The sequence below is a fragment of the Bradyrhizobium sp. RDM12 genome (assembly GCF_051917485.1).
In the GTDB taxonomy this organism is placed as follows: Bacteria; Pseudomonadota; Alphaproteobacteria; order Rhizobiales; family Xanthobacteraceae; genus Bradyrhizobium.
In genome coordinates this window covers 1,525,774-1,541,853 of record NZ_CM133064.1, presented here as the reverse complement: position 1 = coordinate 1,541,853, position 16,080 = coordinate 1,525,774, and the positions used below count along the sequence as shown (strand labels likewise).

The 16,080-nt window shown below is 63.8% G+C and carries 12 protein-coding genes and 2 pseudogenes; 9 read left to right on the top strand and 5 right to left on the bottom strand.

Annotated elements, in window-relative coordinates; translation table 11 throughout:
• Window positions 1–2: 2 nt before the first annotated feature.
• On the bottom strand, window positions 3–1,490 hold the full coding sequence (locus ACTGJ9_RS07305) for an MFS transporter (protein ID WP_456676519.1): 1,488 nt from the start codon (window positions 1,488–1,490) through the stop codon (window positions 3–5).
• Between the two features lie 129 nt (window positions 1,491–1,619).
• On the opposite strand from ACTGJ9_RS07305, the gene ACTGJ9_RS07300 reads away from it, so the two are divergent.
• Window positions 1,620–1,988 (top strand): DUF3175 domain-containing protein, encoded by a 369-nt coding sequence (locus ACTGJ9_RS07300; RefSeq protein WP_456676518.1) that lies wholly within the window; start codon window positions 1,620–1,622, stop codon window positions 1,986–1,988.
• Window positions 1,989–1,992: 4 nt separating this feature from the next.
• Here ACTGJ9_RS07300 and ACTGJ9_RS07295 read toward each other — a convergent pair whose 3' ends face one another.
• The gene (locus ACTGJ9_RS07295) at window positions 1,993–4,032 is read right to left on the bottom strand and encodes a methyl-accepting chemotaxis protein (protein WP_456676517.1); all 2,040 of its coding nucleotides are present in this window, start codon (window positions 4,030–4,032) and stop codon (window positions 1,993–1,995) included.
• Between the two features lie 231 nt (window positions 4,033–4,263).
• On the opposite strand from ACTGJ9_RS07295, the gene ACTGJ9_RS07290 reads away from it, so the two are divergent.
• The 6 genes and pseudogenes from ACTGJ9_RS07290 to ACTGJ9_RS07265 all read left to right on the top strand — a co-directional run bounded on the left by ACTGJ9_RS07290 (window position 4,264) and on the right by ACTGJ9_RS07265 (window position 10,694).
• Window positions 4,264–4,749: a (2Fe-2S)-binding protein gene (locus ACTGJ9_RS07290; RefSeq protein ID WP_456676516.1), complete on the top strand. Its 486-nt coding sequence runs from the start codon at window positions 4,264–4,266 to the stop codon at window positions 4,747–4,749.
• A gap of 84 nt (window positions 4,750–4,833) precedes the next feature.
• Window positions 4,834–7,175: pseudogene (locus ACTGJ9_RS07285) on the top strand (xanthine dehydrogenase family protein molybdopterin-binding subunit).
• Between the two features lie 15 nt (window positions 7,176–7,190).
• A complete protein-coding gene (locus ACTGJ9_RS07280; RefSeq protein ID WP_456676515.1) occupies window positions 7,191–7,991 on the top strand; it encodes an FAD binding domain-containing protein in 801 nt (266 codons plus the stop codon).
• A gap of 196 nt (window positions 7,992–8,187) precedes the next feature.
• Window positions 8,188–9,300, top strand: a complete 1,113-nt coding sequence (locus tag ACTGJ9_RS07275) for a CaiB/BaiF CoA transferase family protein (RefSeq protein ID WP_456676514.1) — start codon at window positions 8,188–8,190, stop codon at window positions 9,298–9,300.
• Window positions 9,301–9,375: 75 nt separating this feature from the next.
• Window positions 9,376–9,540, top strand: coding sequence for a hypothetical protein (locus ACTGJ9_RS07270; protein WP_456676513.1), 165 nt, complete (start codon window positions 9,376–9,378; stop codon window positions 9,538–9,540).
• Window positions 9,537–10,694 (top strand): MFS transporter, encoded by a 1,158-nt coding sequence (locus ACTGJ9_RS07265; RefSeq protein ID WP_456676512.1) that lies wholly within the window; start codon window positions 9,537–9,539, stop codon window positions 10,692–10,694. The genes ACTGJ9_RS07270 and ACTGJ9_RS07265 overlap by 4 nt, the downstream gene beginning before the upstream one ends.
• A 117-nt stretch (window positions 10,695–10,811) precedes the next feature.
• Here ACTGJ9_RS07265 and hppD read toward each other — a convergent pair whose 3' ends face one another.
• Complete coding sequence (gene hppD, locus ACTGJ9_RS07260; RefSeq protein ID WP_456676511.1) at window positions 10,812–11,930, bottom strand: 4-hydroxyphenylpyruvate dioxygenase; 1,119 nt, start codon at window positions 11,928–11,930, stop codon at window positions 10,812–10,814.
• 121 nt (window positions 11,931–12,051) lie between these two features.
• On the opposite strand from hppD, the gene ACTGJ9_RS07255 reads away from it, so the two are divergent.
• Window positions 12,052–12,531 (top strand): Lrp/AsnC family transcriptional regulator, encoded by a 480-nt coding sequence (locus ACTGJ9_RS07255; protein WP_456676510.1) that lies wholly within the window; start codon window positions 12,052–12,054, stop codon window positions 12,529–12,531.
• Between the two features lie 74 nt (window positions 12,532–12,605).
• Window positions 12,606–12,917: a DUF1272 domain-containing protein gene (locus tag ACTGJ9_RS07250; protein ID WP_456676509.1), complete on the top strand. Its 312-nt coding sequence runs from the start codon at window positions 12,606–12,608 to the stop codon at window positions 12,915–12,917.
• A gap of 535 nt (window positions 12,918–13,452) precedes the next feature.
• Here the strand turns inward: ACTGJ9_RS07250 and ACTGJ9_RS07245 are convergent.
• Window positions 13,453–14,615: pseudogene (locus tag ACTGJ9_RS07245) on the bottom strand (IS110 family RNA-guided transposase).
• 116 nt (window positions 14,616–14,731) lie between these two features.
• Window positions 14,732–16,006: a fumarylacetoacetase gene (gene fahA / locus ACTGJ9_RS07240; protein WP_456676508.1), complete on the bottom strand. Its 1,275-nt coding sequence runs from the start codon at window positions 16,004–16,006 to the stop codon at window positions 14,732–14,734.
• Window positions 16,007–16,080: the final 74 nt, after the last annotated feature.

Here is a 16,080-nt window from a genome sequence, read left to right as displayed (position 1 = left end):
GTCTACTCCATGGAGGCGAGCGGCCGTGCTATTTGTTCGAGCGATTTGCGCTCTCCGGAGACGGCGTAGCGCCACGCCACGATCGCGGCCGCGATCATCAGGGCCGCCCCCAGCAAATAACCGGCGAACACGCTGTTGCGTGAACCCGTGTCGATCAGGGCGCCGAACAGCGCCGGGCCCACGACGCCGCCGATGCCGGTGCCCACCGCATAGAACACCGCGATCGCCAGCGCGCGAACTTCGAGCGGGAAGGTTTCGCTCACAGTGAGATAGGCGGCGCTCGCCGCAGGCGAGGCAAAGAAGAAGATCACCATCCAGGCAATGGTCTGCCCCTGCGCACTCAGCGCGCCGATCGAGAACAGATAACCCGACACCGCGAGCAGCAGGCCCGAGACGCCATAGGTGAACATGATCATCGCGCGGCGGCCGAGCGTATCGAACAGGCGACCGAGCAGCAGCGGACCGAGGAAGTTGCCGGCGGCGAATGGCAGCAGATACCAGCCGACATGGTCGGCGCTGATGCCGTAGAAGTCTGTCAGCACCAGCGCGAAGGTGAAGAAGATCGCGTTGTAGAAGAAGGCTTGCGCGACCATCAGCACGAGGCCGACCAGCGCGCGCCGGCGATAGACAAAGAACAGCGTGTGCACGACTTCGCTGATCGGGGTGTGATCGCGCATCTTCAGGCGCATCTTGGCGAAGCGTCCATCGCCCGCATCTTGATCATACCCGATCACCGAACGCTCGATGTCGTCGACGATCTTGTGAGCCTGCTCCGGGCGGCCATGGATCATCAGCCAGCGCGGGCTTTCCGGGATCCACATCCGCATCAAGAGCACGACGAGACCGATGGTCGCGCCGATGAGATAGGCAAAACGCCAGCCGAGATCGGGGCCGATCACCGCGGGATCAAGCAGCACGATGGCCGCAACCGCGCCCATCGCCGCGCCGATCCAGAAACTGCCGTTGATGACCAAGTCAGTCCAGCCACGGTAGCGCGCCGGCACCAATTCCTGAATGGTCGAGTTGATTGCGGTGTATTCGCCGCCGATGCCGGCGCCGGTCAGGAAGCGGAACAGCGCGTAGCTTGCGATATCCCACGACAGCGCGGTCGCGGCCGTCGCGGAGAGGTAGAGCGCGAGCGTGATGAAGAACAGCTTTTTGCGTCCGATGCGATCGGTGAGCCAGCCGAAGCCGAGCGCGCCGAGCACCGCGCCGGCGAGGTAGGCGGAATTGGCAACACCGAGATCGAGGTTGGAGAAGTGCAGGGTCGGGCTCTGCTTCAGCGCACCTGAGAGCGCGCCGGCCAACGTCACCTCGAGGCCGTCTAGAATCCAGGTGATCCCGAGTGCCAGCACCACGCGGCTGTGAAAGCCGCTCCAGGGCAGCGCATCGAGCCGCGCGGGAATGCTGGTCTCGATGATGCGATCGGTCGCGGCCTCCATCGAGGCTGCAGGTCCATCATTCAGCGCCGGGCTCTGCTGCAATTCCATCGCGTTGCTGGGTCATGGGGGTGCGGCATTCCGCCTGCCACCCGCGACAACGTCTGCCGCAAGAGCAGGTTCCCTTGGGAACGCCGCCGAATGCCGGCCGTTTCCGCTGGAGCCACAAGGAGTTGACGCATGGCTCATGTCAGAAAGACGACACATTCGCGCAAAACCGCAGCACACAAGACTGGGGCGAGGCGCAGCACCGCGCGCAAGAGCACAAAGCGCGCGGCGCCAAAACGCTGGTCGCAGCGTGTCACAAAGGAGAGCGACGCACTCGACCTCAGGCGCGGCGTGTTCACGCTCACGAGCCCGAAGCGGATCGCGGCCTCACTGAAGCGCTCCGCCGAGCATAGCGCGCGCCGCAAGACCGGCGCCTATCGCTCTGCACTGTCGATGCTGACGTTCTATATCAACCGCGCCGGCAAGACGCTGCCAAAGACGCAGCGTGAACGGTTGGAGAAAGCGAAGGTGGAGCTGAAGCGGGCGTTTGGGAGGGATTGATCCCTTACGCCGCCCGGATATTCGCCATGAAGCGATCCAGCTCGGCGCGCAGCCGCGTGCTTTCGCTCGACAGCGTCTTGGCCGAATTCAGCACCTCTTCCGAAGCCGAGCCGGTTTCGGCGGCGCCGCGGTTGACCTGACCGATATCGGTGGCGGCGGTCTGGGTGCCCTGGGCAACGGTCTGAACGCTGCGGGCGATCTCCTGGGTCGCGGCGCCTTGCTGCTCGACGGCGCTCGCGATGGAGGTCGAGATCGACGATATCTTGCCGATGGTCGCGCCGATCTCCTTGATCGCGGCGACCGACTCGGCGGTGGCGCCCTGCATGCCCGTGATGTGCGAGGAAATCTCGTCGGTGGCCTTGGCGGTCTGACTCGCCAGGGACTTGACTTCGCTCGCGACCACCGCGAAGCCGCGGCCGGCTTCGCCCGCGCGGGCTGCTTCGATGGTGGCGTTCAGCGCCAGAAGATTGGTCTGCTCGGCGATCGCCGTGATCAGCTTGACGACCTCGCCGATCTGCTGGGCGGCGTGCGACAGCTTGCCGATGCGGCCGTCGGTCTCCTTGGCCTGCACCACGGCGGCCTCGGCGATGCGGCTGGAATCGCGGACCTGACGGCCGATCTCCTCGACCGAAGCCGACAGCTCTTCCGTCGCGGTGGCGACCGACTGCATGTTGCTCGAGGCCTGTTCGGAGACACCGGCGACCTGGCTCGACAGGGTCTGCGTGGTCTCGGCGGTACGGGTCAGCGTGGAGGCCGAGGATTCGAGCTGCACGGCGGAGGCCGAGACGTTGGAGACGATGGCGCCGACGGCGCTCTCGAAATCATCGGCAAAGCGGATCAGTTCGGCGCGGCGGGCAGCGCCGGCCTCCTTGTTCTGGGCTTCGCTGGCGGCCGCATCGCGCTCGGCCTTGGCGACCGCCTGAACCTTGAACTCCTCAACCGCGCCGGCCATCTCGCCGATTTCGTCCTTGCGCCCCAAACCCGGCAGCACGACATCGAAATTGCCCGCGGCCAGCTCGCGCATCGCCTTGCACATCGCGATCATCGGCCGCGAGATGCCGGTGCCGAGCAGGAACGCCAGAACCGCGCCGAGCAGCGTGCCGCCGACGGCGAGCATCAGCACCAGTTGCTCGGTCTTGCCGATGGTCGCTTCCGATTCCGAATCCAGCCGCTGCTGCTCGGCGACCAGATCAGCCTTCATGGCAGTGGCGCCGCGAAGGATCGCACCCGCCGAGCCGCTCATCTCGGTGACGAGTTCGTCGACCGTCTTGGCATTGACGATCAGCTTCTCAAGCGCTTCCCGATAGGCGACAAGGATGGTCTTGGCGTCCTTGAGGCCTGCGACGATCTTGTCGTCCATGGAATAGACCGCGCCGAGCGAGTTCTCGACGAACTTCAGCCGGGCCAGCGCACTTGTCGCGATCGCCTGGTCGGACGTCAGCACGAAATTGGTCGCCGCCGCGCTTGCGGTCTGGAATTGGGCGTTGACCTGCTTGGTACCGAACTCGATCGACTGCGCCTCGGAATCGGAGGCGTTATTGCCGATATCGTCGAGCTTGTACTTGAGCAGATTGGCTTGGCGCGAGAGCTGGTTCTGCACCAGCAGCGTGCTGTCGCGCTTGGCCTGGAGAACCTTGGCGAAGGTCGCGGAGAAATTCGAGAACTCGTTGGCGAGCTTGCCAAGACTGTCCTGCCGTGCCGGCGTCTTGGCGCTCTTGACGGCCTGGTCGATGGCACTCCTCAGGTTGGCCTCGGCGGCGAGCGCCACCTTGGCATCATCTTCCTTGCCGGTGACGACAAAATATTTGACGGCCGAACGGTAGCCGAGCAGCTCGCGGTCGATATTGCGGGCGAGATCGGCCTCCGAGACGCTGCTTCGGTACGACCCGACGCCGGTTGAGACCCGCTCGAACCCGAAATAGGCGAAGGCCATGCTGCCGGCGGAGATCACCAGCACGGCAGCAAAGCCGAGGATGATCTTGGCGCGAAACCGCAGAGTCGGAAATATGTTGCGCTTGGACTGCGACGCGGTACGCCCGGACATTCCCAACCCCCATTTATTCTCTTCAGCCGCAATCAAGGGGCGCCCCGCCCCAGACCCGGATGCGCAAAACTAGGGCAGAATGGATAAAGGCCGGTAAATTCGTCAGGCTGGCGCAATTCGAGGCTCTATCGGCCAAAGGCCGACCGGGGCGACCAAAATCCTAGTTGCCAAGCCCGGGCGCCGCGGTCTCTAATTAGAAACAATCAAAACCAATCCCGGGAGGTATGTTCCGTGTCTACAGTCAAACTGACGGTGAACGGCAAGGCCGTCGCCGTCGACGTCGAGGACCGCACGCTGCTGGTCCAACTCTTGCGCGAAAACCTCAACCTCACCGGAACCCACGTCGGCTGTGACACCAGCCAGTGCGGCGCCTGCGTCGTTCACATGGACGGTAAGGCGGTGAAGTCCTGCACCATGCTGGCCGGCCAGGCCGACGGCGCCAACGTCACCACCATCGAAGGCATCGCCAAGGGTGACGAGCTGCACCCGATGCAGGCCGCCTTCCGGGACAATCACGGCCTGCAGTGCGGCTATTGCACCCCGGGCATGATCATGTCGGCGATCGACATCGTGAACCGTCATGGCGGCCAGCTCGACGAGCCTACCGTCCGGCACGAGCTCGAAGGCAATATCTGCCGCTGCACCGGCTATCACAACATCGTCAAAGCCGTGCTCGATGCAGCCGGACGCATGAAGGTCTCGCAGGCGGCCGAGTAAAGCGGCGCGCCTCGAAAAAAGAACCAGCGCTGCGGCTTTCGAGGGAAAGCGCAGTCAAGACAATTCCGGTCGGGAGGACCAGACATGGGTGTTGAAGGCATCGGCGCGCGCGTCGTGCGCAAGGAAGACAAGCGTTTCATCACCGGCAAGGGCCGGTACGTCGACGACATCAAATTGCTGGGCATGACCCATGCCCATTTCATCCGCAGCCCGCACGCGCACGCCAAGGTGAGGAAGATCGATTCTTCCGCCGCGCTGAAGATGCCGGGCGTGGTCGCAGTGCTCACCGGACAAGAGCTGGTCGACGACAAGGTCGGTAACCTCATCTGCGGCTGGGCCATCACCTCCAAGGACGGCAGCCCGATGAAGATGGGCGCATGGCCGGCTATGGCGCCGGAGACCGTGCGCTTCGTCGGTCAGGCCGTCGCGGTCGTGATCGCCGACAGCAAGAACCTCGCGCGTGATGCTGCGGAAGCTGTCGTCGTGGACTATTGGGAGTTGCCGGCCGTCGCCGACATCCACGCCGCCATCAAGGCCGGCGCGCCGCAGCTTCATCCTGAGGCCCCCGGCAACCAGGTCTATGACTGGGTGATCGGCGACGAGGGTGCGACGGATGCCGCCTTCGCCAAGGCCGCCAACGTCGTCAAGCTCGACGTCACCAACAACCGCCTCGCCCCGAACGCGATGGAGCCGCGCGCGGCGATCGCCGATTACGACGCTGCGGAAGAGCACTTCACTCTCTATACGACCTCGCAAAACCCGCACGTCGCCCGCCTCGTGCTGTCGGCGTTCTACAACATCGCTCCCGAGCACAAGCTGCGCGTGATCGCCCCCGATGTCGGCGGCGGCTTCGGTTCAAAGATCTTCATCTATCCCGAAGAGATGGTGGCGCTGTGGGCCTCGAAGAAGGTCGGCCGTCCCGTAAAGTGGACCGGCGACCGCACCGAGGCCTTCCTCACCGATGCGCATGGCCGCGACCATGTGACCCATGCCGAGATGGCGTTCGATGCCAACAACAAGATCACCGGACTGAAGGTGAAGACCTACGCCAATTTCGGCGCCTACATGTCGCTGTTCTCGTCATCGGTGCCGACCTATCTCTACGCGACGCTGCTGTCGGGCCAGTACAACATCCCGGCGATCCACGCCGAGGTGGTCGGGGTCTACACCAACACCACGCCGGTCGATGCCTATCGCGGCGCGGGCCGTCCCGAAGCAAGCTATCTGATCGAACGGTTGATGGAGACCGCGGCGCGGCAGTTGAACGTCGATCCGGCCGCGTTGCGCCGGACCAACTTCATCACCCAGTTTCCGCACCAGACGCCCGTGATCATGGCCTATGACACCGGCGACTTTAATGCCTCGCTCGACGCCGCGATGAAGGCAATTGACTATGCCGGCTTCCCCGCCCGCAAGGCAAAGGCGAAGGCCGACGGCAAGCTGCGCGGCATCGGCGTGTCCTGTTACATCGAGGCCTGCGGTATCGCGCCGTCGAAGGCGGTTGGCAGTCTCGGCGCCGGCGTCGGCCTGTGGAATCCGCCGAGGTGCGCGTCAACCCGGTCGGGACCATCGAGATCCTCACGGGCTCGCACAGCCACGGACAGGGTCACGAGACCACGTTCTGCCAACTCGTCGCAGAGCGCCTGGGCGTTCCCATCAGCCAGGTCTCGATCGTCCATGGCGACACCGACAAGGTGCAGTTCGGCATGGGCACCTACGGCTCCCGCTCCGCAGCTGTCGGTCTCACCGCGATCCTGAAGGCGATGGAGAAGATGGAATCCAAGGCCAAGAAGATCGCAGCGCATGCGCTCGAAGCGTCGGAAGCCGACATCGTCATCGAGAACGGCGAGTTCAAGGTGACCGGTACCGACAAGGCGATTGCGCTGCCGATGGTCGCGCTTGCGGCCTACACCGCACACAATCTGCCTGACGGGATGGAGCCGGGCCTGAAGGAAAGCGCCTTCTACGACCCGACCAACTTCACCTTCCCGGCCGGCGCTTACATCTGCGAACTCGAGGTCGATCCCGGCACGGGCAAGACCTCCTTCGTCAACTTCGTCGCGGCCGACGATTTCGGCCGGCTGATCAATCCGATGATCGTCGAGGGCCAGGTCCATGGCGGTCTTGCCCAAGGCATCGGACAAGCACTGCTCGAGCACGCCATCTACGATGCCAACGGCCAGCCGGTCACGGCCTCGTTCATGGACTACTCCATGCCGCGCGCCGACGATCTACCCTCGTTCAATCTCTCCCACACCACGACGCTGTGCCCGGGCAATCCGCTCGGCATCAAGGGTTGCGGTGAGGCCGGCGCGATCGGCGCCTCTGCGGCCGTGATCAACGCGATCACGGATGCGATCGGCAAGAACAATTTGGAAATGCCTGCAACCCCGGACCGGGTGTGGCGCACGATCCACGCGGCTTAAGAGGGAGCATCAAAGATGTATCAGACCACTTATCATCGCGCCTCCTCAGTCGATGAGGCAGCCTCTCTCTTCGCGAAGGGCAGCGATGCAAAGTTCCTCGCAGGCGGCCAGACGCTGCTGCCGGTGATGAAGCAGCGCCTCGCCAGCCCCTCCGACGTGATCGATCTCGGCAAGATCAAGGAGCTGACCGGTATCGAGGCCGCCGGCGACACGCTGACCATCAAAGCCGCCACGCCGCATTACGATGTCGCCACCAGCGACGCCGCGAAGAAGGCGATCCCCGCGCTCGCCTATCTGGCGTCACTGATTGGCGATCCCGCCGTGCGCTACCGCGGCACGATCGGCGGCTCGATCGCCAACAACGATCCTGCCGCGGACTACCCGGCCGCGCTGCTCGCGCTCGGCGCTACCGTAAAGACCAACAAGCGGTCGATCCCTGCGGAAGACTTCTTCAAGGGCCTGTTCACGACGGCGCTTGAAGACGGCGAGATCATCACCGCGGTGTCGTTCCCGGTTCCGGCGAAGGCGGGCTACGCCAAGATGCGGCATCCGGCCTCACGCTTCGCGCTGACCGCAGTCTTCGTCGCGCAGACGAAATCGGGCGAGATCCGCGTCGCCGCGACCGGCGCCTCGCAAAGCGGCGTGATGCGGGTGCCTGCAATCGAGGCAGCGCTGAAGGCGAACTGGTCGCCGGCAGCAATCAATGGCGTGAACATTTCGGCGAGCAATCTGCTGGCCGACATTCACGGCACTGCAGAGTACCGCGCCAACCTGATCAAGGTGATGGCGCAGCGCGCCGTCACTGCCGCCGGCTGATAGCGCCTCAACACAAATCTTCCGCGGCGCGCAGAAATGCGCGCCGTTTTTATGATGCGCCCATGCATGAAAAGCGCTTGCCTCGCTGGCGTGAAGGCGAGAAAAATTAATCAGCCAATTAACTCGCCCCAGAGAGGAACGTCCGACGCGCCTGCCGAAACCACCGGCATCCGCCCGTGACCCGAGGAAACAACACGTGCTCGATAAACCCGCCCAGACCACATCCGTCCGCAGCTCAGGCCCGCTCGCGGGCTTCCGCGTCGTCGAATTCGCCGGCATCGGACCGGGCCCGTTCGCCTGCATGATGTTGGCCGACATGGGCGCCGATGTCGTCACGCTCGACCGCGTCGGCGCGAAGAAGAGCATGAAGTCGGTGGCGGGCCGCGGTCGCAAGGTGATCGAGCTCGATCTCAAGGACAAGGCGTCCATTGCTCAGGTGCTCGACTTGCTCGCCAGCGCCGACGCGCTGGTCGAAGGTTTTCGTCCCGGCGTGATGGAGCGGCTCGGCCTCGGCCCCGATGTCGTGCTCGCGCGCAATCCCAAGCTCGTCTACGGCCGCATGACCGGATGGGGTCAGGACGGCCCGCTGGCGAATGCCGCCGGCCATGACATCAACTACATCTCGATCACCGGTGCGCTCGCAGCGATCGGACCGAAGGAAGCGCCGGTGCCGCCGCTCAACCTGGTCGGCGATTTCGGCGGCGGCGCGCTCTATCTCGTCGTCGGCGTGCTCGCCGCACTGCTGGAAGCGCAAAAGTCCGGCCAGGGCCAGGTGGTCGACGCCGCGATGTGCGACGGCGCGGCATCGCTGATGTCGTTCTTCTTCGACATGAAAACGCTCGGCCGCTGGACCGAAGGCCGCAACCGGAACTTCCTCGACGGCGGCGCCCACTTCTACGGCGTCTATGAATGCGCCTGCGGCCATTTCGTTTCGATCGGCTCGATCGAGCCGCAGTTCTACGCGTTGCTGCGCGAGCACGCAGGCCTCTCCGATGCCGATTTCGACGCGCAGATGGACCCCAAGGCCTGGCCCGCGCTGAAGGAGAAGCTGAAGGCCGTGTTCAAGAGCAAGACGCGCGAGGACTGGTGCAAGATCATGGAAGGCAGCGACATCTGCTTCGCGCCGGTGCTGACCATGTCGGAAGCGACCGAGCATCCGCACATGGTCGCCCGTGAAGTCTTCATCGAGCGCCACGGCGTGAAACAGCCCGCGCCCGCGCCGCGCTTTTCGCGCACGCCGTCGGCGGTTCGCGAGCCGCAAGGCGCGGAGATTTCCGCGGTGACGGCTGCGTGGAAAGCGGGCCGCTAAGACGGGCTTAGGGGTTGCAAGCCGGTACGTTTTGCGTCACGTCGCGTTTATAGATTTGAGACAAGGTGCTAATCCGTGAACCAGACTGACCGCCCGCGTCCCTCCCAAACCATGCGCGTCGGCGCGGCCATTCTTGGCAACGCGCTCGAATTCTACGACTTCACCGTCTACGCCGCCTTCGCCGTCTGGCTCGCCAAGGCGATCTTTCCGGCGGAGAATCGAACACGAGCCTGCTGTTGACGGTTGCGACTTTCGGCGTCGGATTCGTGGCGCGGCCGCTCGGGGGTATCGTGATCGGCGCCTACGCCGATCGCTACGGCCGCAAGCCGGCGATGACGCTGACGATCTGGCTGATGGCGCTGGGCACTGGCATGATCGGCCTGTTGCCGACCTACGAACAGATCGGATTGCTGGCGCCAGTCCTGCTGGTTTTCGCGCGGCTGCTGCAGGGTTTTTCGACCGGCGGCGAGATGGGGCCGGCGACCACCTATCTGCTTGAGAGCGCGCCTTCGCACCGCAAAGGTTTCTTCGGAAGCTGGCAGCTCGCCAGCCAGAACCTGGGAAGCCTCTTCTCGGCACTCGTCGGCCTTGGCCTGGCATTCCTGATCACGCCCGGCGCCAACGACAGCTGGGGTTGGCGCATTCCCTTCCTTCTCAGGATCCTGATTGCGCCGGTCGGCTACTTCATCCGCCGCAATCTCGATGAGACCTTGGATGCCGAGGAAGCCCATGCCAGCGTCGGCGGCGTGCTCTCCGACATCCTGGCGAACCACTGGGGCAAGATCGTGCTGTGCATCTTGCTGATCTCCGGCGCGACCATCGGTCAATACTTCTTTCTCTATACCGCGACCTACGCCATCAACACGCTGCATTACAGCCAGAACTGGGCGATGACGGCCAACTTCGCCACCTTCGTGAGCGGCACGATCTTCGCGCTGCTCGGCGGTGCGCTCGCGGACAGATACAGCCTGAAGACCATCGCCGTGGTCCCGCGCATCATCGTGACGTTGCTGTTCTATCCCGCATTGCTTCTGGTGGTGTCGTCGGGCTCGCCGCTCGTGTACGTGGTCACCGTCGCCGTGCTGATGGCGTTCCATGCGATGTCGGGCGGCGCCGGCATCATCCTCATCCCGCTGATCTTCCCGGCGATTGTCCGCACCAGCGGGCTGTCGATCGCCTATGCGCTCGGCGTGACCATCTTTGGCGGCACGGCACAGCTCGTCTTCACCTGGATCATCGGGTCCACGGGCGACAAGTTGTCATGGGTCTGGTACGTCATCGCCATAGGAGTCGTCAGCCTGATCGCCACGATTGCCATACGGGTGCCGGAAGGGGTGGAGCGGCGGCGCGAGGGTGCAGCACCGGTCGCAGTGGTGGCGGGCTCGTCGAGCTAGCGTAGCAACGAGCACGCTCTCGTAGCGTGAGCGAAGGCGCAAAGCGCCGATCCCGATAGAAGGGTAGGCACGCTTCGCTTTGCCCAGCCTTACGGCAGTGTGCCTGAAGGCTCCAAGCTACGCCGCCGTATCCACCTTCAGCACCCCGCGCCGGATCTGATCCTCCTCGATCGATTCGAACAGGGCCTTGAAGTTGCCCTCGCCAAAGCCGTCGTCGCCCTTGCGCTGGATGAACTCGAAGAAGATCGGGCCGATCGCATTGGCCGAGAAGATCTGCAGCAGCACCTTGGTCCGGCCGCCGTCGACGACGCCTTCGCCGTCGATCAGGATGCCGTTCTTCTGCAAGCGCACGACATCCTCGCCATGCTTCGGCAGCCGCGCATCGATGCGTTCGAAATAGGTCTCGGGCGGCGCCGGCATGAACGGCAGGCCAGCTTCGCGCAGGCCTTCGATGGTGCGGTAGATGTCGCGGCAGCCGCAGGCAATATGCTGGATGCCCTCGCCGCGATAGATTTTCAAATATTCCTCGATCTGGCCGGAATCGCCGGCGTCCTCGTTGATCGGAATCCGGATCTTGCCGTCCGGGCTGGTCAACGCCCGCGAGAACAGGCCCGACGCGCGGCCCTCAATGTCGAAGAAACGAATCTGGCGGAAATTGAACAGTTTTTCGTAGAAGCCGGTCCAGACATCCATGCGTCCGCGATGGACGTTATGGGTGAGGTGATCGAGATAGAACAGGCCCGCACCGACCGGCCGTGGATCGCGCGCGCCGAGCCATTCGAACTCGGTATCATAGGCCGAGCCGTTGGTGCCGTAGCGATCGACGAAATAGAGCAGGCTGCCGCCGATGCCCTTGATCGCGGGCACGTCGAGCGTCTTCTGCGCCGATGAGACGTCGCCAGGCTCCGCACCGAGCGCGATTGCGCGCTCATAGGCCGCCTTCGCATCGACCACGCGGAACGCCATCGACGGCGCGCAGGGGCCGTGCGCGGCAACGAACTCGTAGCCGTGGGTGCCGGGCTCCTCGTTGACGAGATAGTTGATGTCGCCCTGGCGATAGACCGTGATCTTCCTGGTCCTGTGGCGCGCGACGGGCGCATAGCCCATCAGCTTGAACAGCTCATGCAGCTCTTGCGGGTGGGGATGCGCATATTCGACGAACTCGAACCCGTCGGTGCCCATCGGATTTTCGGCTGTGATCGTGGCCGGCAGTGCATCGTGCGGAAACGGACCCATGGTGCTCTCCCAATTTGCTGCTGCCTTGAACTATCCTTCATTGGACGCGCAAGGAGCGTGCAAACGGGACGCCATTTGGCTATTCTATGCAGGATCTGTGCATGAAATGGACAAATGGCGCATGATTTCGGTAGACGCGTTTGACCTCAAGATCCTGGGCGCGCTCCAGGATGACGGCCGCCTCACCAATCAGGAACTTGCTGATCTCGCCGGGCTGTCGGCCTCGCAATGCTCGCGGCGGCGAATGCGGCTGGAGGAAGAGAAGGTCATTGCGGGCTACCACGCCGACCTCTCCAGCGAGGCGCTCGGCTTTGGCGTGATCGCCTTCATCCAGGTAGGGCTCGCGACTCACTCGCCGGACAACTCAAAACGCTTTCGCACGCTGGTGAACCGGATCGATGAGATCCAGGAAGCGTATTCGCTCACGGGCGACGCCGATTACGTGCTCAAGGCCGTGCTACGCGACCTCAAGGGGCTCTCCAACCTCGTCAACGACGTGCTGATGCCGCACCAGAGCGTGGCGCATGTGCGCTCCTCGATCGTGCTCGACAGGCTGAAGGAAAGCTCAAAGCTGCCGCTCAAGGAAATCAAGCCTGGCTGAAATCGAGGGAACTACGCCATTCGCGCCCCAAGCGCGATCTGCAATGATCCCGGCCAGCTTTCGGAGATTCACCCATGGCCCTCCAGCTTCGACCGAACTGCGAATATTGCGATCGCGACCTGCCGCCTCATGCAACGGAAGCGCGGATATGCTCCTATGAGTGCACGTTCTGTGCGGATTGCGTGGAGACAAAGCTCTCGAACGTCTGCCCGAACTGCGGCGGCGGCTTTGCCCCGCGCCCGATCCGCCCGACGCAGGAATGGCGCCCGGGCGTATGCACGAGCAAACAGGCGCCGTCGGAGAAGCGGATTCATCTGAAATACAGCCTGGAGGATGTCGCGGCACACTGCGCGAGGATCAAGGAAGTGGCGCCCGAGAGGCGGTAGTCTCTCTCCACGTCATTGCGAGGAGCCCTTGACGAAGCAATCCAGACTGCCGCTGCGGAGAGATTCTGGATTGCTCACATGGGGATTAGGTGTGTCAAGGCGGTTGTTCAGCTCTTTGTTCGATTGCAGGCCAGCTCTTCGTCCCGACCGCGGGATGTTTCGGATGGCGCGCGGAGATCGCGTCAAGGTCGGCTCGTTAGAGCCGCCGCGCAGCGGCTTGACCTTGACGTGATCGAGCACGCCATCAGGCTTGTGTGGTCGGGAGGCCGCGGGCGAACTACTCCTTATGGTTCAGCGATCTCAGGGTCGAGCCGGTTTTGACAATCTGGTTTTGCGTGCCAGATCAAACTCACATCCGGTCGTCGCGCGGTAGCGACTGCACCAACATTCCGCTTGCGGCGGGCAGGCTCGAGAGGACGGGACCATTCTTCGTTGCGGCGTTTGAAGCCATGCAATCCATCGGTTCGTCCACCCGGATCGGCCGAGGCTGATCGTTCCTCGGCTGATTGGTTTTAAGGCTGCGGGAAGCGTTGCATCAGGCGACGGTCTTCATCACGGCTCCCTCGATCACGACGCCGGCGGTCACGTACTTCCACAAGGCCACGAGCAGCTTGCGGGCCAGCGCCACGATCGTGCGCTTGCGGCCGCGCTGGCTGTTGGCCTTGAACCACTGGGTCAGCGCCGATTGAGGCTGGTGGCGTATCCACAACCAGGCGAGCTGGATCATCGTGGTCCTCAGCCGCGGATTGCCGGCCTTCGACACCCCTTGTTCGCGCTCGATGCCGCCGCTCCGCCATGGCGTGGCCGCAAGACCGGCATAGGACGCAACCTGACGGCGGTTGGCGAATTGCCGCCAGAACGCCTCCGTCCAGAGAACGGCCGCGAAGTTCGGGCCCATGCTCTTCAGGGCGAGCAGCATCGTGACGGGATCCGCCTTCTCCCCGGCTGGCTTGCTCCGACCAGCAACGCCTCCTGCTCGCGCTCCACCGCCGCGATCTGGTCGAGCAGCAGTTCGAGACGATCGAGCTCGCGGCTGATCTGGGCCTTCAGATGCGCCGGCAGCATGCGCCCATCTCCGGTCCGCAAGGCTTCGAGCCGTGCCCGTCGATCGCGCCGCAGCGGCACGTCGCCGAATATCCCTTGCGCGAACAGAACGCCCTTGATCCGGTTCACATGCTCGATCCGCTCGGCGATCAATGTCCGCCGCTCGCGGCAAAGCCTGCGGCGGTCCTCCGCTTCCGGAGAGGGCGCCACCACCATCGCGCAGACCCGCGGCTCGCCGCGCTTATAGGCCAGAAGCGCCCGCAACAGCGTCTCGCCATCGAGCCGATCCGTCTTGGCCCGCCTGCGCCGGCGCGGCGTCGCAATCGAGGCCGGATCGACCACGTGGCTCTCGATGCCTTCCTGCTGCAAAGCGCGGTGCAGCCAGAACCCGTCCAGCCCCGCCTCCTGGATCGTGATGATCGGATAGCTCTCACCCGTTCGCGCCTGTGCCTTGCGCTTCAGCTCCGCAAACAGCTTCAAGAGTTCCGCAAGATCGCCGGCCTCCACGCTGCGCTTCGACATCTTCTCGCCCTTGCCGGGCGACAGCGAGGTCACCAGCCATGTCGAGCGGCTCAGTTCCAATGACACGAAAATTGCGCCAAACTGCGTGCGGATAGCGGCCAGTCCGTCGGAAGGATGATCGAGCAACATCATTGTCTCCAGGTTGAGTGTTTCAGCAACCTCAGTCTGGCCTCAGACTTGGCTGCTATCCACTCCCCATGGAATCTTCGCTGCGCTCGCAATGACGGAGTTTGTAGCAGCAACGGAGGCTACTCCGCCGCGAGAATCGTCCCCTCGACCTCGCCGAACCCCACGCGATAGCCATCCGCCTGGCACCAGCCGCGCATCACGAGACTGTCGCCGTCTTCCAGGAACGACCGCTTGACCTCACCGGGAAGCTCGGCCGGCTCGGTGCCGTTCCAGCTGATCTCCAGCAAACTGCCGCGCTGGTTCTTCTCCGGGCCGGAGATGGTGCCGCTGCCGAGGAGATCGCCGACATTCATGGCGCAGCCGGAGGAGGCGTGATGCACCAGCTGCTGCACCGAAGACCAGTACATATATTTGAAGTTGGTCCGACTGATGCCGGCAGGCGCGTTGACGCCCGCGGCACGCAAGGAGACATCGAGCTCCAGATCATAATTCTGCGGCTTGGCCTGCTTGAGATAATCCAGCGGCTCCGGCTGCTGCGCCGGCCCCTGCAGCCGGAACGGCTCCAGCGCTTCACGCGTCACCACCCACGGGCTGATCGAGGTCGCAAACGCCTTTGCGAGAAACGGTCCGAGCGGCACATATTCCCATTGCTGGATGTCGCGCGCACTCCAGTCGTTGAGCAGCACGAAGCCGAAAATCATCTCCTCGGCCTGGCTCTCCGTGAGCATGCCGCCCATCGGCGACGGCTGGCCGATCACGACACCCATCTCCAGCTCGAAATCGAGCCGCTTGCACGGCCCGAAGCTCGGCACCTCCACATTCGGCGGCTTCAACTGCCCGCGCGGACGCTTCACTTTGGTGCCCGAGACCACGACGGTGGACGCGCGGCCGTTATAGGCGATCGGCATGTGCAGCCAGTTCGGCTGCAGCGCATTGTCCTTGCCGCGGAACATCACGCCGACATTGGTGGCGTGCTCTTTGGACGAATAGAAATCGGTGTAGCCGGAGACAGTGAAGGGCAGATGCAGCCTTGCCTCGCGCATCGGCACCAGCGCCTGCTTGCGTAGCTCCCCGTTGTCGCGAAGTTCGGGATGATCGTGCCGCAGCAGTTCGCTGATCCGCGCCCGCGTCCTGGTCCAGACTTTTGGCCCGAGCGCCATAAAGGGATTAAGCGAGGAGCCGGAGAAGACGCCGAGCGGGCCGACATCGAGCCGGGAATCCTGTTCGAGCTCCCAGAGATCGAGCACGTGATTGCCAATCGCAACGCCAACCCGCGGCGTCGGATTGGCCGCGGTCGAGAACACGCCATAGGGCAAGTTCTGGATCGGGAAGTCGGAGGCGGGGTCGACTTCGATGAAGGAACGGAGGCTGGGATCGTTGGGGTGCGTCGTCACTTTTGGCCCGGTCCTTTCTTCTGGGAGAAGGTGGCGCGAAGCGCCGGATGAGGGGTTCTATCCGCGAGTCCGAA